Source organism: Streptoalloteichus tenebrarius (genome assembly GCF_024171885.1).
In the GTDB taxonomy this organism is placed as follows: Bacteria; Actinomycetota; Actinomycetes; order Mycobacteriales; family Pseudonocardiaceae; genus Streptoalloteichus; species Streptoalloteichus tenebrarius.
On the sequence record NZ_JAMTCP010000002.1, the window covers coordinates 106,475 to 124,993 of the forward strand.

16 protein-coding genes are annotated in these 18,519 nt (G+C 72.4%); 8 read left to right on the top strand and 8 right to left on the bottom strand.

The window, feature by feature from the left end:
- Positions 1 to 57 precede the first annotated feature (57 nt).
- Complete coding sequence (locus LX15_RS02235) at positions 58 to 822, top strand: succinate dehydrogenase/fumarate reductase iron-sulfur subunit (RefSeq protein WP_253667752.1); 765 nt, start codon at positions 58 to 60, stop codon at positions 820 to 822.
- 558 nt (positions 823 to 1,380) lie between these two features.
- Positions 1,381 to 2,064 (top strand): transporter substrate-binding domain-containing protein, encoded by a 684-nt coding sequence (locus LX15_RS02240; protein ID WP_253667753.1) that lies wholly within the window; start codon positions 1,381 to 1,383, stop codon positions 2,062 to 2,064.
- A 64-nt stretch (positions 2,065 to 2,128) separates the two neighbouring features.
- Here the strand turns inward: LX15_RS02240 and LX15_RS02245 are convergent, their stop codons facing one another.
- From LX15_RS02245 to LX15_RS02260, 4 genes are all read right to left on the bottom strand, one after another.
- Positions 2,129 to 3,037 (bottom strand): amino acid ABC transporter permease, encoded by a 909-nt coding sequence (locus tag LX15_RS02245; protein WP_253667754.1) that lies wholly within the window; start codon positions 3,035 to 3,037, stop codon positions 2,129 to 2,131.
- On the bottom strand, positions 3,034 to 3,714 hold the full coding sequence (locus LX15_RS02250) for an amino acid ABC transporter permease (RefSeq protein ID WP_301303908.1): 681 nt from the start codon (positions 3,712 to 3,714) through the stop codon (positions 3,034 to 3,036). The genes LX15_RS02245 and LX15_RS02250 overlap by 4 nt, the downstream gene beginning before the upstream one ends.
- 104 nt (positions 3,715 to 3,818) lie before the next feature.
- Entirely contained in the window at positions 3,819 to 4,661 is an 843-nt protein-coding gene (locus LX15_RS02255; RefSeq protein WP_253667756.1) for a glutamate ABC transporter substrate-binding protein, read from the bottom strand.
- Positions 4,662 to 4,732: 71 nt separating this feature from the next.
- Entirely contained in the window at positions 4,733 to 5,461 is a 729-nt protein-coding gene (locus LX15_RS02260; RefSeq protein ID WP_253667989.1) for an amino acid ABC transporter ATP-binding protein, read from the bottom strand.
- Between the two features lie 234 nt (positions 5,462 to 5,695).
- Here LX15_RS02260 and LX15_RS02265 point away from each other — a divergent pair, with 234 nt between their 5' ends.
- Both LX15_RS02265 and LX15_RS02270 read left to right on the top strand, forming a co-directional pair.
- A complete protein-coding gene (locus LX15_RS02265; protein WP_253667757.1) occupies positions 5,696 to 6,358 on the top strand; it encodes a response regulator transcription factor in 663 nt (220 codons plus the stop codon).
- A 15-nt stretch (positions 6,359 to 6,373) separates the two neighbouring features.
- The gene (locus LX15_RS02270) at positions 6,374 to 7,789 is read left to right on the top strand and encodes a sensor histidine kinase (protein WP_253667758.1); all 1,416 of its coding nucleotides are present in this window, start codon (positions 6,374 to 6,376) and stop codon (positions 7,787 to 7,789) included.
- Between the two features lie 342 nt (positions 7,790 to 8,131).
- Here LX15_RS02270 and LX15_RS02275 read toward each other — a convergent pair whose 3' ends face one another.
- Together LX15_RS02275 and LX15_RS02280 are read right to left on the bottom strand one after the other, a co-directional pair.
- Positions 8,132 to 9,487, bottom strand: a complete 1,356-nt coding sequence (locus LX15_RS02275; RefSeq protein ID WP_253667759.1) for a HAMP domain-containing sensor histidine kinase — start codon at positions 9,485 to 9,487, stop codon at positions 8,132 to 8,134.
- Positions 9,484 to 10,155, bottom strand: coding sequence for a response regulator transcription factor (locus LX15_RS02280; protein ID WP_301303867.1), 672 nt, complete (start codon positions 10,153 to 10,155; stop codon positions 9,484 to 9,486). Before LX15_RS02280 ends, LX15_RS02275 begins: the two co-directional genes overlap by 4 nt.
- A 69-nt stretch (positions 10,156 to 10,224) precedes the next feature.
- On the opposite strand from LX15_RS02280, the gene LX15_RS02285 reads away from it, so the two are divergent.
- Both LX15_RS02285 and LX15_RS02290 read left to right on the top strand, forming a co-directional pair.
- Positions 10,225 to 12,228 (top strand): glycoside hydrolase, encoded by a 2,004-nt coding sequence (locus LX15_RS02285; RefSeq protein WP_253667760.1) that lies wholly within the window; start codon positions 10,225 to 10,227, stop codon positions 12,226 to 12,228.
- Positions 12,229 to 12,493: 265 nt separating this feature from the next.
- Entirely contained in the window at positions 12,494 to 13,372 is an 879-nt protein-coding gene (locus LX15_RS02290; RefSeq protein ID WP_253667761.1) for an endonuclease/exonuclease/phosphatase family protein, read from the top strand.
- 3 nt (positions 13,373 to 13,375) lie between these two features.
- On the opposite strand, the gene LX15_RS02295 is transcribed toward LX15_RS02290, so the two are convergent.
- Positions 13,376 to 14,308, bottom strand: a complete 933-nt coding sequence (locus tag LX15_RS02295; protein ID WP_253667762.1) for a TAXI family TRAP transporter solute-binding subunit — start codon at positions 14,306 to 14,308, stop codon at positions 13,376 to 13,378.
- Between the two features lie 59 nt (positions 14,309 to 14,367).
- Between LX15_RS02295 and miaB the strand changes: the two genes are divergently transcribed.
- Both miaB and LX15_RS02305 read left to right on the top strand, forming a co-directional pair.
- Positions 14,368 to 15,852, top strand: a complete 1,485-nt coding sequence (miaB, locus tag LX15_RS02300; RefSeq protein WP_253667763.1) for a tRNA (N6-isopentenyl adenosine(37)-C2)-methylthiotransferase MiaB — start codon at positions 14,368 to 14,370, stop codon at positions 15,850 to 15,852.
- Entirely contained in the window at positions 15,849 to 16,352 is a 504-nt protein-coding gene (locus tag LX15_RS02305) for an Rv2732c family membrane protein (RefSeq protein WP_253667764.1), read from the top strand. Before miaB ends, LX15_RS02305 begins: the two co-directional genes overlap by 4 nt.
- Positions 16,353 to 17,026: 674 nt before the next feature.
- Here the strand turns inward: LX15_RS02305 and LX15_RS02310 are convergent.
- Entirely contained in the window at positions 17,027 to 18,382 is a 1,356-nt protein-coding gene (locus tag LX15_RS02310; protein ID WP_253667765.1) for a DUF349 domain-containing protein, read from the bottom strand.
- Between the last annotated feature and the right edge of the window lie 137 nt (positions 18,383 to 18,519).

The window sequence follows — 18,519 nt, forward strand, 5'->3', positions numbered from 1 at the left end:
CCGGTCCGCGACCACGACGCGGGACGGCGGGACGACCGCCGGGCGAGAGGACGAGGAATGGGCTACCAGGCGCACTTCCGGGTGTGGCGGGGCGACGCCGACGCGGGCGAGCTCCGGGACTACCAGGTCGAGGTCAACGAGGGCGAGGTGGTGCTGGACGTCATCCACCGGTTGCAGGCCACCCAGTGCCCCGACCTGGCCGTGCGGTGGAACTGCAAGGCGGGCAAGTGCGGGTCCTGCTCGGCGGAGATCAACGGGCGGCCCCGGCTGATGTGCATGACCCGCATGTCGGTCTTCACCGAGGACGAGACGGTGACGGTGACGCCGATGCGCTCCTTCCCGGTCGTGCGCGACCTGGTGACGGACGTGTCGTACAACTATGAGAAGGCCAGGGAGATCCCCTCCTTCCGTCCGCCGGCCGGCCTCGCCCCCGGCGAGTACCGGATGCGGCAGGTGGACGTGAACCGGTCGCAGGAGTTCCGCAAGTGCATCGAGTGCTTCCTGTGCCAGAACACCTGCCACGTGATCCGGGACCACGACGACAACAAGCTGTCCTTCTCCGGCCCGCGCTACCTCATGCGGATCGCCGAGCTGGAGATGCACCCGCTCGACAGCCACGGGGACACGGGCGGCGACCGGCGTGAGCTGGCGCAGGCCGAGCACGGCCTCGGCTTCTGCAACATCACCAAGTGCTGCACCGAGGTCTGCCCCGAACACATCAAGATCACCGACAACGCGTTGATCCCGTTGAAGGAGCGGGTCGTCGACCGCCGCTACGACCCGTTGTTCGGGCTGTTCCGACGACGCGGGGACCGGACCTGAGCGGAAGCCGCCCCCGCCCCCCGCTCCCTCGACGGGTCCGTCCACTCTGGACGTCGCATTCGGCGGCGTCCCGCGGACGTGCCCGCCGCCCGGTCGAGTCCCCTGGGAGCGGCCGGCGGTGGCGAGCGCGCCGAGCAGACCCGCGACCAGCCACCGCGGTGCCGGGGAGCGGAGCCACCGGCCCGTCGTCGGGCACGTTGCCTGTTCCGGGAGTGATGTCGGGGGCGTTGCGGACACTGGGGACGGCCCCGCGCCGCCCCGGTCGATCGGTCCCGCACTGATCTCTCCACAGTGGACACTGGGTGGGTCGTGTCGGTCGGTGTGCGCGGCCGCCGGGTCTCCGCTCGTCCTGCTCTCCACCATGGTGTCCTCCCCTTCTCGTGGCCCTCGCCCGCGATGGCCTGTCCGGTTCCCACGGTGGCCGCCGAACCTGAGGGTCGGCTGAAGCGACGCCGATCCCGCCCGATCGGGCGATGAGAGGAGGAGGCGCGCCGCTCTACTCCGCGCGCCCGGCTGGCCGCTGGACAGGGTGATCGCGGCTGGGGACGATGCTGGCTCATGCGCAAGGCGTTGGTCACGCTGATCGCCGGAGTCGTCGCCGGTGTGCTCTTCCTGCTGTGGTGGGAGGGCGGGGAGAGCGACCCGCCACCCCGGCCGCCGGCCCAGTCGGCCTCCGCCCCGGCGGCGACCGCCACGACGACACCGCCCCTGGTCCCCGACTCCCCGACCTACGACCGCGTCGCCCAACGCGGGAAGCTCGTCGTCGGCGTCCGCCCCAACAAGCAGGGCTGGGCGTTCCGCGATCCCAACACGAACGAGTACAGCGGCTTCGAGGTCGAGATCGCCAGGATCCTGGCCGCCGGCCTGCGGGTGGACCCCGCCAAGGTCGAGTTCAAACCGCTGCCGGGCGCGCTGGGGATCGGCGCCGTCGCCAGCCACGACCTCGACCTGCTGCTCGGCGGGGCCGGGGAGGGCGAGGCCCAGCAGGGCCGGGTCGCCCTCGCCGGCCCCTACCTCACCAGCGGCGGACAACAGCACTTCGTCGCGGTGGCCGCCAAGGACAAGGCGTTCCAGCGCAAGCTCGACGAGCTGCTCCAGGAGGCGGTGCGAGACGGCCGGTGGCAGCGCGCCTTCGACGCCACGCTCGCGCCACTCGGGATCACCGGAACCCCGCCAGAAGCCTCGACCACGACCACCACGGCGGGCGCCTCGACCCGGAGCCCCACGACGGCGTCTCGATAAGAAAGGCGGCGGGCCGGTCGGGATGCTCTCCCGACCGGCCCGCCGCCTGTCCCAAGCCGTTGCCTCAGGCTCCAGACGCCTCGCCGGTCTTGGTCTCGGCCAGGTGCACGTCCTGCCGCTCGATGTGGTCCTCCCGCACCCCGGCCGGCGGCCGGTTGCGGCGTGACAGCCGCCGTTCCAGTCGGCCCGCGAGCTGCGTGAGGATCGTGTTGATCACGATGTACAGCGCCGCGATCACGATCAGCGTCGGGATCGTGTTGTTGTAGTTGTTCGCGATCAGCTTGTACTGGCTCAGCAGGTCCGGCAGCGTCAGCATCGCCCCGCCGATCGCGGTGTCCTTGAGCACCACGACGAGCTGGCTGACGATCGCCGGCAGCATCGCGGTGACCGCCTGCGGCAGCAGGATCAGCGTCATGGTCTGCGTCTTGCGCAGGCCCAGCGCCAGGGACGCCTCGGTCTGCCCCCGGGGCAGCGACAGGATGCCCGCCCGCACCACCTCGGCCAACACCGACCCGTTGTAGAGCACCAGGGCGGTCACCACGGCCCAGAACGTGCGGTTGTCCGGCGAGATGTCGGTGAACAGGTAGTAGAACCGGTCGCAGAAGATCATCAGGACCAGCACCGGGATGGCGCGGAAGAACTCCACCAGTGCCCCGGCCAGCGCCCGCACCCACGCGTGGTCCGACAGTCGGGCGATGCCGAAGATCGCGCCGACCGGGAGGGCGATCAGGATCGCGGCGGCCGCGGCTTCGAGCGTGGTGCCCAGGCCGGGCAGCAGGAACTCCGTCCAGATCCGTGAGTCGGCGACGAACGGCTTCCACAGCTCGGCGTCGAGCTGGCCCTCCTCGTTCAGCCCCGAGACCACGAACCAGGCGGCTCCGAGCAGGACCAGGGAGAACGCGACGGTGTAGACCACGTTGCGGGCGCGCGCCTTCGGGCCGGGCGCGTCGTAGAGGACCGAGGGAGCGCTCATCGCTTCACCGCCACCTTCTTGGCCACCCAGCCCAGGAACAGGCCGGTGGGCAGGGTCAGCACCACGAACCCGGCCGCGATCGCGAGGAAGATCAGGAACAGCTTGTCGGCCTCGTTCTCGATCATCTCGCTCATCAGCAACGACGCCTCGGCCACACCGATCGCGCTCGCCACCGTGGTGTTCTTGGTCAACGCGATCAGGACGCTGGCCAGCGGGGCGATCACCGCCCGGAACGCCTGCGGCAGCACCACGATCCACAGCGTCTGGCTGAACCGCAGGCCCAGGGCCCGGGCGGCCTCGGCCTGGCCGACCGGCACGGTGTTGATGCCGGAGCGCAGCGACTCGCAGACGAACGTCGAGGTGTAGGCGACGAAGCCGAGCACGGCGAGCCGGAAGTTGTTGTCCTTCAGGAAGGTGCCGGAGGTCTCGTCGGCCAGCGCCAGCCCGAGCGTGGAGTACAGCCCCAGCGAGGTGCCGAGGATGATCAGCGTGAGCGGCGTGTTCCGGACCAGGTTGACGTAGGCGGTGCCGAAGGCCCGCATCACCGGCACCGGACTCACCCGCATCCCCGCGAGGACCGTGCCCCACACCAGCGAGCCGATCGCGGAGAACACGGTGAGCCGCACGGTCACCCAGAAGGCGCCGAGCAAGTCGTACCTGCTCAGGAAGTCCACCAGAGCTCCTACAGATCGAACAGCGACGGGCCGGGCCGGCCAGCGGGCGTCACGGGGCGCCCGGCGCGCCGGAGTCCCGGCCCGTCGCCTCCAGCGGAATCAGGGAATCACTTCTCGGTGATGGCGGGCGGGTCCGGGATCTTGTAGCCGGCCGGACCGAGGTGCTTCTCCAGCGACGCCTTCCACGCGCCGTCGGCGATCATCTTCTCGATCGCCTTGTTGATCGCGTCGCGGCCCTCGTTGTCGCCCTTCTTCAGGCCGATGCCGTACTTCTCCTCGGTGAAGACCTTGCCGACGAGCCGGAACTTGTTCGGGTTCTGGGCGGCGTAGCCGGCCAGGATGACCGAGTCGGTGGTCAGCGCGTCGAGCTTGCCGCTGCTGAGCCCGGCCAGGCACTCGGAGTAGCCGCCGTACTCCTGGAGCTCGGCCTGCTTCGAGAAGTCGCTCTTGATCTTCTGGGCCGGGGTGGAGCCCTTCACCGAGCACAGCTTCTTGCCGTCGAGGGTCTCGGGCCCGGTGATGTCGGTGTTGTCCGCCCGCACCAGGAGGTCCTGGCCGGTGATGAAGTACGGGCCGGCGAAGGAGACCTTCTCCTTGCGCTTGTCGTTGATCGAGTAGGTGCCGACCACGTAGTCGACCTCGCCCTTCTCGATCATGTTCTCGCGCTGCGCGGACTCGGCCTTCTTGAACTCGATGTTGCCCTCGTCGACGCCGAGCTCCTTGGCGACGTACCGGGCGACGTCGATGTCGAAGCCCTCGTACTTGCCGTCCGGCGTCTTCTGGCCGAGGCCCGGCTGGTCGAACTTGATGCCGATGGACACCTTCTTGGTGTCCTTGGCCCGCTGGACCAGCGACTTGCCGCTGTTGCCGCCGCCACCGCCGCCACAGGCGGCGGCCAGCGCCAACGCGGTCACGGCGGCGCCAACGCGCAGCATCCGGGTGAACCGCATTCTGCTGTTCCCTCCGATCGTCCGACGCCGGGGCGCACCGCCGGCGTTCGCGTTCCCAGGTTGGGTGAGACCTAGTGGGTGAGGATCTTGCCGAGGAAGTCCCTGGCGCGGGCCGACTTCGGGGCGGCGAAGAACTCCTCGGGGGTGGTGTCCTCGACCACCTCGCCGTCCGCCATGAAGATCACGCGGTCCGCGGCCTTGCGGGCGAAGCCCATCTCGTGGGTGACGACGAGCATCGTCATGCCCTCGGCGGCCAGCGTGGTCATCACGTCCAGCACCTCCTGGACCATCTCCGGGTCCAGCGCCGAGGTCGGCTCGTCGAACAGCATCACCTTCGGCCGCATGGCGAGGGCGCGGGCGATGGCGGCGCGCTGCTGCTGACCGCCGGAGAGCTGCGCCGGGTACTTGTCGGCCTGGTTGGCGATGCCGACCCGTTCCAGCAGCTCCATGGCGGTGCGCCTGGCCTCGTCCTTGGCCACGCCCCGCACCCGCACCGGCGCGAGCATGACGTTCTCGACGATCGTCTTGTGCGCGAACAGGTTGAACTGCTGGAAGACCATGCCGACCTCGGCCCGCAGCCGCGCCAGCGCCCGGCCCTCGGCGGGCAGCGGCTGACCGTCGACCTCGATCGTGCCCTTGTCGATCGGCTCTAGCCGGTTGATGGTCCGGCACAGCGTCGACTTGCCCGAGCCCGACGGCCCCAGAACCACGACCACCTGGCCCTTCGGCACCTCCAGGTCGATGTTCTTGAGCACGTGCAGCGGCCCGAAGAACTTGTCCACCCCCGACATCCTGATCATCGGGGTGGCCGCGGCGGCTGCGGTCATCGAGGTCCTCCCTGCGAGGGCGGCGTGGTCATCGGGTGGAATGTCGCGGGGACGTTAGGTGGCGTCGGACACAACAGTCCAGGCGACTTGAGCAAGACTTAGGGTCTCAACTGGGTCACAACCTCGTCCCCCGATCGATTCAGTCGGCCGGCGTTGAACCACGTTCGCGCTGGTGGGGACGTGCGTTCGTCCGGAAGGGGGGTCCACGTGCGGGTGTTGCTGGTCGAGGACGACCACCGGGTGGCCGAGGCGTTGCAGCCCGCCCTGGCCCGGCAGGGCATGGCGGTGCGCTGGGTCGCCTCGGGGCGGGCCGCCCTGGACAACCTGGCCGAGGTCGACGTGGTCCTGCTGGACCTGGGCCTGCCCGACCTGGACGGGCTGGAGGTGTGCCGGCGCATCCGGGCGGTCAGCGACGTCCCGGTGATCGTGGTGTCGGCCAGGGGCGAGGTGGACGACCGCATCCTCGGCCTGCACTCCGGCGCGGACGACTACCTGGTCAAGCCCTACGACGTCGGCGAGCTGGTGGCCCGCGTGCACGCGGTGAACCGGCGGCGCAGGGCGGTGGACGCCGAGCCGGCGGGGCCGGTGCGGGTGGGCGACGTGGAGGTCCAGCTCGGACGGCACGAGGTCACGGTGGCCGGCGCGCCCGTCGCGCTCTCCCGCAAGGAGTTCCAGGTGCTGGCGATCCTCGCGGCGGCGCGCGGCGCGGTGTGCAGCCGCGAGCGGATCATCGCCGAGGTCTGGGGCAAGTCGTGGCCGGGGGCGAACCGCACGCTCGACGTGCACGTGGCGACCCTGCGCACCAAGCTCGGCCGGCCGCACCTCGTGCAGACCGTGCGGGGCGTCGGCTACCGCCTGGCGCTGGACTGAGCGGGGGAGGCGCGGGTGCGCAGCCGGCTGCTCGCGATCGTGCTGACCCTCCTGGCGTTGGTGCTGGTCGGTCTGGGGGTGCCGTTGGCGGGCAGCATCGCCGGCGCCACCCAGCAGGAACTGTTCCTCGACCGTCAGGGGGACACGCTGCGGTTCGCGGCGATCGCGCAACAGCCCCTGGTCGAGGACCGTCCCGAGGTCGTCGCGGGGTTGCGCGCCGAGCTCGAACGCTACGAGCAGCTCTACGGCGTCGCGGCGGCCGTGGTGGACGCCGACCGGAAGGTGCTGGTGGCGTCGGGGGAGGGCTTCGACCCGGAGCGGGAGGAACTGCGGGAGCGGATCGACGTGGCGCTGGCCGGGCGGCCCTCCGAGCCCTACGGGCTGTTCCTCCCGTGGGACGACGGACCCCTGGTGGTGGCCGAGCCGATCGTGGTCGGCAGCCGGCCCAGCGGCGCGGCGGTCACGGTCTCCCCGACGGGTCCGCTCCGGCAGCGGATCCTGGTGACCTGGCTGGTGCTGCTGGCCGCGGGCCTGCTCGTCCTGGCGGTGGCCGCCGTGTCGTTCGCCGTGCCGGTGGTGCGCTGGCTGTTGCGTCCCGTGCAGCGGTTGGACGCGGCGACGCACCGGGTCGCGGCGAGCGTGGCCAGGGGGCGTCCGGCCGAGCCCGTGGGGGCCTCATCGGGGCCGGTCGAGCTGCGCCGGCTCACCAGGGCGTTCGACCGGATGGCGGCCTCGGTCGCCGACGCGATGGCCGCGCAGCGCGCGTTCGTCGCCGACGCCTCCCACCAGCTCCGCAACCCGCTCACGGCGTTGCGCCTGCGGCTGCACAACCTGGACGGGCACGTCGACGCCGAGGCGGAGCCCCACTACGTGGGCGCGACCGAGGAGGTCGAGCGGCTGGCCACCGTGCTGGACGACCTGCTCGCGCTCGCCAGGGCCGAGGCGGCCGGCAGGGACGTCGAGCCGGTCGACGTGGACGCGGTGGTCGCCGACCGGCTGGAGTCGTGGCAGACCCTGGCCGAGGTCCGCGGGGTCCGCTTCCGCAGGGACGGGGAGCGGGACCTGGTCGTGGTCGCGGCCGCCGGGGTGCTGGACACCGTGCTGGACGCGGTCCTGGACAACGCCGTCAAGTTCACCCGCGAGGACAGTGAGATCGTCATCTCGACGCGACGGGTGGCGGGCGGGGTGGAGCTGGCGGTCCGGGACCACGGCCCCGGGCTGACCCCGGACGAGCTGGCCAGGGCCACGGACCGGTTCTGGCGGTCGCCGGCGCACCAGAACGTGCCGGGCTCGGGGCTCGGCCTGGCGATCGTGCGGACGCTGGTGGAGCGCGCGGGCGGAGCGCTGCGCCTGGAGCTGCCGGGGCCGGACGATCCGGACGGGTCCGATGGCCTGCGGGTCGTGCTCCGCCTGCCCGAGCGTGCCGACTGATCATTTCGGCGTGGTGCGAACGAGCCAGCCCATGCCTGTCCCGGGGCGCTCGCGCGCGCGACACCTCTCTTGTCTTGGGGAACCCCCCACTTCCAGCGTCTCAACGTGGTCTGACAGTTCTTCGGTCGGTTGGCGGGCCTGGCCGAGAGATGCACGCCATCGTGTGATGGCTGAGGTCGGTCGGAATGCTTGCTGGGCAAGAGAACCAGGGGAAGCGCAGGCGTCAGTGTCCAACCGGCGTCCACAATGGACAGGGCGGGTGTGTCAAGGCCCGGTGTCGTCGGTCTCGTCTCGCACCGCCCGTCGATGTCCTGACAACGGAACACAGAACACGGTGGCGCGTCAGGGAAAACGGAGTCGGACGACCGCCCCTCCGTCCGGGGCGTTCTCGGCGGCCACGGTGGCGTGGTGGACCTCGGCGACCTGGCGGACGATCGCCAGACCGAGTCCGGACCCCGGCAGGGACCTGGCCGACGGGGCCCGGTAGAAGCGGTCGAAGACCCTGGCCAGATCCTCGGGCGGAAACCCGGGGCCGTGGTCCCGCACCCGCAGTTCCCGCCCGGCCACCTCGACCAGCACCACCCCGCCGGCCGGGCTGAACTTCGCCGCGTTGTCGAGCAGGTTGGCCACCGCCCTGGTCAGCCGCCTCGGCACGCCGTCCACGACCGTCGGCTCCAGAGCGGTGCGGAACTCGACCGCCGGCCAGTCGCGTTGGGCGCTGGCCACGCAGTGTCGGACGAGAAGGTCCAGCCGGAGGTCCTCCGTCGGCTCCGGCGGGGCGTCCGGGTCGTCGCCGCGCGCCAGGTCGACCAGGTCGGTCACCAGGCCGGACAACTCGGCCACCTGCGCCCGCGCCGCCGCGACGACGGCCGTCCGCTGGTCCGGTGTCAGGCGCTCGGCCCTGCCCAGCAGGTCAAGGTTGGTGCGCAGGCTCGTCAGCGGGGTGCGCAGCTCGTGGGAGGCGTCGGCGACGAGGCGGCGTTGCGCGGCGAGCGACCTCTCCCTGGCGGTCAACGCCTCCTGGAGGGCGGTGAGCATGGTGTTGAAGCTGCGGGCCAGCCGGGCCAGCTCGTCGTCGCCGGCCAGCTCCACCCGGTGGCCCGGGTCCCGGGTCGCCGCCACCCGCTCCGCCGTGGCCGTGAAGGCGGCGACCGGCCGCAGGCCCGCGCGCGCCACCGCCCAACCGGCCAGTCCGGCGACACCCACGCCGACCAGGCCGGCGGCCAACAGGGCGACACCGATCCGGTTCCGGCTCTCGTCGACGGTGTCGGCTCGGACCGCCACCCGCACGGCCGTACCGGGCACGAGTTGCGCCGTCACCACGCGCACGCGGTGGCCATCGAGGTCGACGTCGCTGAAGTAGGTCGCGTGCTCACCACGCGCGACCGCCCCGGCTTCGGCCGGGACGGGAAGCGTGGCGGAACCGTCGCCCACGACCCGCCCGTCCTCGCCGACCTTCTGGACGCAGGCGGGCGCGGCCAGGAACTGGCAGGGGCCGGACGGGCTCCACGCCCCCGGCTGGTTGGCCTCCAACCGGCGCAGGCGGGTCACCTCCCGGTTCAGACCCCGGTCGATCTCCTGGTTCAGCTCGTGCGCGACCAGCGCGTAGGCGACGGCCGCGAGCGCGGCCACCGCCACCGCGACGGCCGCCGAAGCCGCCAGGGCGATCCGCGCCCGCACCGACCGGCGACGGCTCACGGCGCGCCCAGCCGGTAGCCCACGCCCCGCACCGTGTGGATCAGGCGCGGCTCGCCGCCCGCCTCCAGCTTGCGCCGCAGATAGCGGACGTAGACCTCCAGAGAGTTGGAGCCGGGGCCGAAGTCCCTGCCCCACACCCGCTCGATGATCACCTCGCGTGGCAGGGCGTGGTTGGCGTTGCGCAGCAACACCTCCAGCAACGCGAACTCCGTGCGGCTGAACTCGATCACCCGGTCGCCCCGGCGCGCGGTGCGCGCGGCCGGGTCGACCACGAGGTCGGCGTGCCGCAGCACGGCGGGGTCGTCCGGGTAGGCGCGGCGCAGCAGCGCCCGCACCCTGGCCAGCAGCTCGTCGAGGTCGAACGGCTTGACCAGGTAGTCGTCCGCCCCCGCGTCCAGTCCGTCCACCCGGTCGCCCACGGCGTCGCGCGCGGTGAGCATGAGGATCGGCGTGCGGTCACCGGTGGACCGCAGCCGCCGGCAGGCGTCCAGGCCGTCCAGGTACGGCATCGCCACGTCGAGGACGACCGCGTCCGGCCGCCACGCGTCGATCTCGACCAGGGCCCTGGCGCCGTCGCCGACGGCGCGGACCACGTAGCCCTCGCTCTCCAGCGCCAGGCCCACCGCGTCCCGCACCGCCGGCTCGTCGTCCACCACCAGCACGCGCATGACCAGGGCGATGCTACCGACCGGCCGGTTCTCATCGGACTCTCATCTTCCTCGCCCAGGGTGGCCGCCATGGCACGTGGAGCACGACCGACGAGAACCAGGGCGAGGACGAGGCGACGGCACACCGCCTCCGGGGTCCTGGCCTGCCTCGCCGTGGCCGGCACGCTCGTGACCGGGTGCGGCGGTCAGGCCGGGGCAACCGCCGGGGTCCGGGTGACCGGGGACGACGTGGTGGTCCCCGTGGACGGCGGGGAGGCCGTGGTGCGCCTGCGGTCGCTCGCCGTGAGCGCCAGGGCGCGGGACGGCCAGGAGCTGACGCTGTCCGGGCCGGCAGCGGCAGACCTGGGCCGGGTGGACGGGGTGAGCCGGGAGAACGGCGCGGTGCGCTGGACCTACCCGGACCGCGGGCTCTCGGTCACGGCCGCGGCCGAGGACGGCCGACTCGCCGTGACCGTGCGCTCCAGCCGCGACGGCTCGCTCGTGTGGCCGGTCACCGGCACCGACCCGGCGACGACGTCCGTGGCGTTCCCACGCGGCGAGGGACTGTCGGTGCCCGTCGCCGACCCGTTCTGGAACTCCCCCGAGGCCCGCCTCTCCGGCGCAGAATTCGATCTCGTCGGCGGTCTGACCATGCCCTTCTGGGGGCACACCATCGGCGGTCGGGGCGTCAGCTACATCGCGCCGACCGACATCGACACCAAGCTCCGGTTCGTCTCCGACGGCGGACGGCTGCGCACCGAGGCGAGTCACGTGTTCGCCGAACGCGCGAACACCCGGGACTACACGGTCACGTTCGCTCTCACCGAGGCCACTCCGGTCGCGGCGGCCGAGGACTACCGGAAGTGGCTGGTCTCCCACAACGGTCTCTCCCGACTCCGGGACAAGATCGAGCGCAACCCCGAGGTGGGCAGGCTCGTCGGCGCGTTCCACGCCTACGTGTGGGGCCAGGCGCGGACACCCGAGGGCATCCGCAAGCTCCGCGAGACCGGCGTGGACCGGATGTGGATCGGCTACGACGCGGACGCGGCGGGCATGGGCGCCGAGGCGGTCCGCGCGGCCAGGGACGCCGGCTACCTCGTCGGCCCCTACGACTCCTGGGCCAACGCCCAGGACCCGGCGACGGCCGACACCAGGGCCTCGGTCTGGCCGGGGTCCCTGTGGAAGGACGGATGCGTCAGGGACGCGGCCGGGAAGATCGTCGCCGGGTTCCACGACCGGGGCTGCTACCTCAGCTCCCAGGCGTTGGCCCAGGCAGAACCCGCCGCGCACGTGCTCGCCGACCGCGTGAAGGCCATGACCGCCGCCGGGGCGAACAGTTACTTCCTCGACGTCGACGCCGCGGGAGAACTGTTCGACGACCACGACGGCGCGCACCCGATGAACCGCGCGCAGGACCGGCGGAACCGCCTCGACCGCATGCGGTGGCTGAGCGAGGACCGCAAGCTCGTCCTCGGCTCCGAGAGCGCGGGCGGCTGGGCCAACCCCGTCCTGGCCTTCAGCCACGGATCGGCCACCCCCGTCAACGACGGGCTGTGGCCGGCCGAGCGGAACCGTGAGGAGTGGGGCCGCTACTACCCGCAGGAACGGCCCGGGTTCTTCTTCAAGCCGACCTCGCTGCCGGCCCCGGTCGCGAAGGCGATGTTCGACCCGGTCTACCGCGTCCCGCTCTACCAGACGGTCCTGCACGACTCGGTGATCAGCCTCGACCGGTGGGAGCTGCCCTACTACAAGCTTCCCGAACTCACGACCACCAGGGCGCTGCTGGCGATGCTCCACAACACGCCGCTCAACTTCGTCCTGGACGGCAAGGAGATCGACGCGCACGGTCGGCGGATCGCCGCGCTCCAGAGGTTCTTCGCCCCGCTGCACAACGCCGCGGCCACCGAACCGATGACCGGGTTCCGCTGGGTGACCAGTGACCACCTCGTCCAGCAGACGACCTTCGGCGACGGGGTGCTGACGGTCACCGCCAACTTCGGGAGCCAGACCGTCGGAGACCTGCCCGGCGGCTGCGTCGAGGCGACGCTCCGGGGTGACCACGCGCCGAGGCGACTGTGCCCGGGCTCGCTGTGACACCACTGTCACGGCGCTGTGACGTCGTTGTGGGTGCCGCTGCAACGCCGTTGTGAAAGCCGAGCAGGACCATCGCGTGAACGACCGAGTGAACAGCCGCGTGAACGGCGGTGTGAACGACGGTGTGAACGACCACCCGAACGACAGCAAGGAGATCAGCGGAGTGCTCGACACACAACCTCTCCGACCTGTCCGGGAAGAACACGCCACCAGGGCGTGGCGGCCGGGGCGTCATCGGCGCCCCGGCCCCCGCCGGCGGCGAGACGTGCTCATCGCGGTGGCCGCCGTGGCGCTGGCCCTGGTCCTCGCCGGCCACCGCCTGGTCCCGGACGTCGCCGGCGTCGGCACCGTGCTGGACAGCGGCCTGCCCTGGCTCGGCGCGCTGGTCCCGGTGCTCGCGCTCGTGGCGTTGGTCGGGCGGGCGCGGCGGAGCCTCCTCGCGCTCACCGCGCCGGCCCTGGTGTGGGTGTTGATGTTCGGCTCCGCGTTCGCGCCCGGCGGCGCCCCACCCGGCCCCGCGGACCTGACCGTGGTCACCCAGAACCTCTACGCCCGCAACCCGGACCCCGGGCGCACCCTCGCCGAACTGGCCGCCACCGGGGCGGACCTCGTGGCGGTGCAGGAGATGGCGAACCGGTCCGCCGCCGAGGTCCTCGACGAGGCGTACCCGCACCACGTCGTGGTCGGCACCGTCGGGCTGTGGAGCCGCCACCCCATCCGGGACCACGCTCCGCTCGACCTCGGGCTCGGGTGGCCCCGCGCCCTGCGCGCCCGCGTCGCCACGCCGCGCGGCGAGGTCGTCGTCCTCGTCGCGCACCTGGGCTCGGCCCGCCCCGGGGCCACCGCCGACCGCGACCGCAGCCTCGCCCACCTCACCGAGGCCGTCGCCCGGGAGGACCAGCGCGTCCTCGTGCTCGGCGACCTCAACACCGCCAGCACCGACCGTAGGATGGCCGACCTCACCGACACCCTGCGCGACGCGCAGCGCGAGGCCGGCGTCGGACTCGGCTTCACCTGGCCCGCCACGTTCCCCGTGACCCGCCCCGACCACGTGCTCTTCCGCGGCCTCACCGCCGTCGACGCCGCCGTGGTCCGCACCAGCGGCAGCGACCACCGCGCCGCCACGGCCCGGCTCCGACTGTGACGTCTACTGCTTCTTGGCGTCCCGGTAGTAGCGTTCGGCCCCCGGGTGCAGCGGCAGGGGAGCGGTGCCGATCGCGGCCCGCACACCGATCGTCGCCGCCGCCTTGTTGGCCCTGGCCAACCCGTCCAACGCGGTGAACAAGCCCCTGGTCAACGCCTCGGCGAGGTCGTCCGGCATGTCCGCCCGCACCAGCAGGAGGTTGCGCACCACCAGCGTCGTCACCGGGTTCCCGAGCCGGTAAGTGGAGGCCGGGATCGTGCCCTGGTCGTACACGCGGTAGCGGCGACGCAGCGCCGCCAGCACGTGGCCGAGGTCCAGCAACTGGATCGGCGTCTCCTCCGCCAGCCGCCGCACCCCGGCCGTCGGCAGCCCGCCCGACCAGAAGAACGCGTCCAGCCGGCCCTCCGCCATCTCCCGCACCGACTCGTCGATGCTCAACCGCTCCGTCTGGAGGTCGCGGTCCGGGTCGATGGGGGCTTCGGCGAGCAACCGACGCGCGATCATCTGCACGCCGGACCGCTCCGCGCCCATCGACACCCGCATCCCGCGCAGCTCGGACAGGTTCGTGATCTCCGGATTGCGGCGCACCACGACGTGCATGTAGTCGTCGTGCATCCGGGCCAGCGCCCGCAACGGGGAATCCGGGGTGGGCTCGGCCGCCGCGTCGACCTGGCTGAACACCACGTCCGCGCCCCCGCTGCGCAGCAACTCGATGTTGGCGACCGACCCGGCGGTCGTCCGCACCTCGGAGCGGATGCCCAACTGGTCCGCCCACGTCCTCGCGAGCACCTGGCCCAGCGCGAAGTAGACCCCGTCGGCGCTGCCGGTGCCGATGGTCAGGCGCCGGACCGGCGGCGGCGAGCCGGTGCAGCCCGCCGCGCACAGCGGCAGGCCCGCCAACAGGGCCAGCGCGGTTCGCCGGGGGAACGGGGGCACCAGGGCATTGTGCCCGGCGCGCGCCGTACCCTGGGAGGTCGGGAAGAAGGGGTTGAGGAGTGTCCCGGACCTACCAGATCCGCACCTACGGGTGCCAGATGAACGTGCACGACTCCGAGCGGCTGGCAGGGCTGCTGGAGGACGCCGGCTACGTCCGCGCGACCGACGAGGAGACCGTGCCGGACGTCGTGGTGTTCAACACCTGCGCGGTCAGGGAGAACGCCGACAACCGCCTCTACGGCAACCTCGGCCACCTGCGCCCGGTGAAGAAGGACCACCCGGGCATGCAGATCGCCGTGGGCGGCTGCCTCGCGCAGAAGGACCGCGGCGAGATCGTGAAACGCGCGCCGTGGGTGGACGTCGTGTTCGGCACGCACAACATCGGCTCCCTGCCGGTGCTGCTGGAGCGGGCCAGGCACAACGCCGAGGCGCAGGTCGAGATCCTGGAGTCGCTGGAGGTCTTCCCGTCCACGCTGCCCGCGCGGCGCGAGTCCTCCTACGCCGGCTGGGTGTCGATCTCGGTCGGCTGCAACAACACCTGCACCTTCTGCATCGTGCCGTCGCTGCGCGGCAGGGAGAAGGACCGCCGGCCGGGCGACGTGCTCTCCGAGGTACGCGCGCTGGTCGACGAGGGTGTGCTGGAGGTGACGCTGCTCGGGCAGAACGTCAACTCCTACGGCGTGGAGTTCGGCGACCGGTACGCCTTCGGCAAGCTGCTGCGGGCCTGCGGCGACATCGAGGGCCTGGAGCGGGTCCGGTTCACCTCCCCACACCCGAGGGACTTCACCGACGACGTCATCGCCGCCATGGCGGAGACGCCCAACGTCTGCCACCAGCTCCACATGCCGTTGCAGTCCGGCTCTGACCGGGTCCTGCGCGCCATGCGGCGCTCCTACCGCTCCGACCGCTACCTGTCGATCATCGAAAAGGTGCGGTCCGCCATGCCGGACGCGGCCATCACCACCGACATCATCGTCGGCTTCCCCGGTGAGACCGAGGAGGACTTCCAGGGCACGCTGGACGTGGTGCGGGCGGCGCGGTTCTCCAGCGCGTTCACCTTCCAGTACTCCAAGCGCCCGGGGACGCCGGCGGCCGGCATGGACGTGCAGGTCCCCAAGGAGGTCGTCCAGGAACGCTACGAGCGGCTGGTCGCCCTCCAGGACGAGATCTCCTGGGAGCTGAACCGGGAGTTGGTCGGCCGCACCGTGGAGGTGCTCGTCGCGGAGGGCGAGGGGCGCAAGGACGCCGAGACCCACCGGATGAGCGGCCGCGCGCGGGACGGCCGGCTGGTGCACTTCACCCCGATCGGCGACGCCGTCGACGGCGAGATCCGACCCGGCGACGTCGTGCGCGCCGTGGTCACCTACGGCGCGCCGCACCACCTCGTGGCGGACGGCCCGGTGCTTGGGCACCGGCGCACCCGCGCGGGGGACAACTGGGAGGCGGGGGTGCGGCCGAAGACCTCCGGCGTCACCCTCGGTCTGCCGTCGTTCGGGCCGCCCGCGGCCCAACCCGAGCCGACAGGTGGGTGTTCGGTCCGATGAGCCACGCGTCCAGCCCAGGAGAGCCGGCCGACATGGCCCGGCTGCGCGCCGAGATCGACGCGGTCGAGCGGGGAGTGCTGCGCCACGTCGAACCCGGCCCCAAGGCGCTGTTGGTGACGGTGTGCGTGGTCGGGTTGCTCGTCGCCGCGATCCTGCCGTGGGTCGGGGACACCACCGGCTGGCAGGTGGTGCTCGGGCACTCCGCGCCCGGCCAGCGGATCCACCTGCTGCCGGTGTTGTTCTCCGGCGCGGCGTACCTGCTCGGCGGGTTGCTGTCCGTGCTCACGCTGGCGACGCGGCGCTGGGCGCTGGCGTGGGCCAGCGCGTGGGGCTGCGCCCTGTCCACGGTGTTGGGCGCGTTGGCGGTGTGGACGCAGCAGACCGGGCGCGTGCACGACCCGGGCCCCGGTCCCGGCGCCGGCCTGATCGTCGCGGTGGCGGCGCTGTTCCTGCTGACGATCCAGTGGTTCCGCATCGCGTCGTCCCGCCCCCTGCGCTGACGCCTGTCCGGCCGGGGCCGTCGTGACTGTCGCGGCGGCCCCGGCCCGTGCTCACCGATGGTGAGCAGCGGAACCTTCTCTGTCACGGACACGAAACGCGGCAGGGATGGGGGCGGCGGATCCGGCCTCGATATGTCGGCGTCGGAACCTCGCCGAGGACAGTGAGCGGCGCGACCCGGCAGCGGAAGTGGGTACGCCGGCGCGGCGTGGTGTGTTCCGCCCGACCTTCGAAATCCACCTGATCAGGTTCTCTTCCTGTTCCCACGCGCCCTGGGCGGGAAAAGTGTCAGACCTCGCTGCGACGCTAGAGATGGGGGGATCCCCCTAGTAATGGCTGAAGTGCGCGCGCGAATACCTCACAGGTCAGGGCGAGCGCCCGCACGCCACGCCGAGGGATCACCACATTCGCCTGATCAGGTACTTCTCATGCCAGTCCGCTGTCAGAGAGCGCCTTTTGTCAGACCTTGCCGGCAATGTGGAAAACGGGGGGTCCACCCCCAGTCTTAATCTTTGGTGAGATAGAGAGCGCGCGGCCGACGAGAGCACCGGAGCTTCTGGGCATTCTCCGGCAGTGTGAATTCGCCGAGATCATCAGTAGACGGCGCCGCGCCCGACCCCGCGACGAGAACGGGGGCCGGCCCACACCCCGTGGACCGGCCCCCGTCCTGTGCCGCTCAGCGGTTGCTGACCGCGGCCTCGGCCGCCGCCAGCCACTCGCGCCACTGCGCCGCCTGCGCCTCGGCCTGCTCGGCCCGCCGCCGGTCGCCGGCCGCGCGCGCCTTGGCCGCCTGCGCCTCGAACTGCTCCACCCGCTCCCGGAACTGGGCCACCCTGGCCTCGGCCTCCGGATCGGTGCGCCGCCAGTGCGCGTCCACCGCGGCCCGCACCCTCTCCTCGACCGCGCGCAGCCGGCCCTCCAGCTCGCGGATGCGCTCCCTCGGCACGCGCCCGATCTGCTCCCAGCGCTCCTGGATGCGGTACAGGTGCGCCCTGGCCGCCTCCAGGTCCGCCTTGGGGTCGATGTGCTCGGCCTCGGCGAGCAGCTCCTCCTTGAGCTTGGCGTTCTCGGCGAACTCCGCGTCCCGCTCGCTGAACGCCTCGGACCGGCGGGCGAAGAACCGGTCCTGCGCGGCGCGGAACCGCTGCCACAGGGCGTCGTCGGCGTCCTTCGGCGCCCGCCCCGCGGCCTTCCACTCCGCCATCAGCTCCTTGTAGCGGCCGGCGGTGGGGCCCCAGTCGGAGGACTCGGCCAGCTCCTCGGCCTCGGTCACGATCTCCTGCTTGCGGGCGCGCGCGGCGAGCCGCTGCCGGTCCAGCTCGGCGAAGTGCGAGCCCCTCCGCCGGTTGAACGCGTCCCTGGCGCGGGAGAAGCGCTTCCAGAGCTGCTCGTCGGTCTTGCGGTCGACGCCGCGGACCGCCTTCCACTCGTCCAGCATCGCCCGCAGCCGGTCGCCGGCCGCCTTCCACTGGGTGGCCTCGGCCGCGATCCGCTCGGCCTCCTCGACCAGCGCCTGCTTGCGCGCCACCGCCTCGGCGCGGGCCTGGTCGCGGGCGACCTTGGCGGCCTCGACCGCCTGCTCGGCGCGGGCCACCAGGTGGTCGGCCTTGGCGGCCAGCGCCGCCAGGTCGCCCACCACCGAGGCGTCGGCCAGGCTGTCCCTCAGGTGCCGGGCGCTGGTCAGCGCCTGCTTCGGGTCGCCGGCTCCGGACGCCAGCCGCGCCTGGAGCAGCTCGGCCTCGGTGCGGATGTCGTCGAAGCGGCGGGCGTAGTGCGCGAGGCCCTCGGCCGGCTCGCCGGCCTGCCACGAGCCCACGGCCCGCTCGCCCTCCGCCGTCCGCACGTACACGGTGCCGTCGGCGTCCACCCGTCCCCAGCGCGCCGGGTCGTCGGACGCCGCCGGCACGTGGGGCGCGGGCCGCGCGGGGTCCCCCTGCGCCGGGGACCGCCGCTCCCCGGCCACCTGGACGCCACCGTCCCGGTCCGTGGTCTCCGGGGCCGTGGTCTCCGGGGTCGTTCCGTGCTCGGTCATGCCGGCTTCCTCCTCGCCTGCCCACCTCGTGCCCGCGGCTCGCGGGCGCCCCGCACCGCGGGGCCTGCGCCACCGGGAACGCCGTGGGCCCTGTCCGCCCGAGTTGTCCCCGTGCGCGCATTCAAACAGGTCACAGC

Bases quoted from the DNA above. Each gene is read 5' to 3' on its own strand.
- LX15_RS02235 (WP_253667752.1), top strand. From the start codon at position 58: ATGGGCTACCAGGCGCACTTCCGGGTGTGGCGGGGCGACGCCGACGCG.
- LX15_RS02240 (WP_253667753.1), top strand. From the start codon at position 1,381: ATGCGCAAGGCGTTGGTCACGCTGATCGCCGGAGTCGTCGCCGGTGTG.
- LX15_RS02245 (WP_253667754.1), bottom strand. From the start codon at position 3,037: ATGAGCGCTCCCTCGGTCCTCTACGACGCGCCCGGCCCGAAGGCGCGC.
- LX15_RS02255 (WP_253667756.1), bottom strand. From the start codon at position 4,661: ATGCGGTTCACCCGGATGCTGCGCGTTGGCGCCGCCGTGACCGCGTTG.
- LX15_RS02260 (WP_253667989.1), bottom strand. From the start codon at position 5,461: ATGATCAGGATGTCGGGGGTGGACAAGTTCTTCGGGCCGCTGCACGTG.
- LX15_RS02280 (WP_301303867.1), bottom strand. From the start codon at position 10,155: ATGCGCGTGCTGGTGGTGGACGACGAGCCGGCGGTGCGGGACGCGGTG.
- LX15_RS02285 (WP_253667760.1), top strand. From the start codon at position 10,225: ATGGCACGTGGAGCACGACCGACGAGAACCAGGGCGAGGACGAGGCGA.
- LX15_RS02305 (WP_253667764.1), top strand. From the start codon at position 15,849: ATGAGCCACGCGTCCAGCCCAGGAGAGCCGGCCGACATGGCCCGGCTG.
- LX15_RS02310 (WP_253667765.1), bottom strand. From the start codon at position 18,382: ATGACCGAGCACGGAACGACCCCGGAGACCACGGCCCCGGAGACCACG.